Origin of the sequence: Sulfitobacter sp. HI0129, from assembly GCF_001635395.1 — a bacterium.
In the GTDB taxonomy this organism is placed as follows: Bacteria; Pseudomonadota; Alphaproteobacteria; order Rhodobacterales; family Rhodobacteraceae; genus Sulfitobacter.
Genome location: NZ_LWGH01000089.1, coordinates 1 through 297, shown reverse-complemented (window position 1 = coordinate 297; position 297 = coordinate 1). Strand labels below are relative to the sequence as shown.

General features: G+C 64.0%; 1 protein-coding gene. It reads left to right on the top strand.

What is annotated here, in order from left to right; all coding sequences use genetic code 11:
* The coding region (locus A3764_RS00860; RefSeq protein ID WP_067951040.1) for an urease accessory protein UreE at positions 1-297 on the top strand (297 nt) is incomplete at both ends.

Sequence of the window (297 nt, the reverse complement as noted above, 5' to 3'; positions counted from 1 at the left end):
GGCACGTGGCGCGGCGATCATGACTCCGTCAGTCTGAGTTATGACGCCCGGTTTCTGCGCCGCAGGATGCTGACGACGACCAAGGGGACCCGGTTCCTTGCCGATCTGGCGCAGACCACCTCACTGGATCACGGGGATGCCTTCGAGCTGCAGGGAAGGACCCTGATCGAGGTTGTCGCCGCCCGGGAGGATCTGATTGAAATCACCGGTCCGGATCTCGTGCGGATTGCCTGGCACATCGGCAACCGGCATACGCCCTGCCAGATTGAACCGGGCCGCCTGCTGATCCAGCGCGAC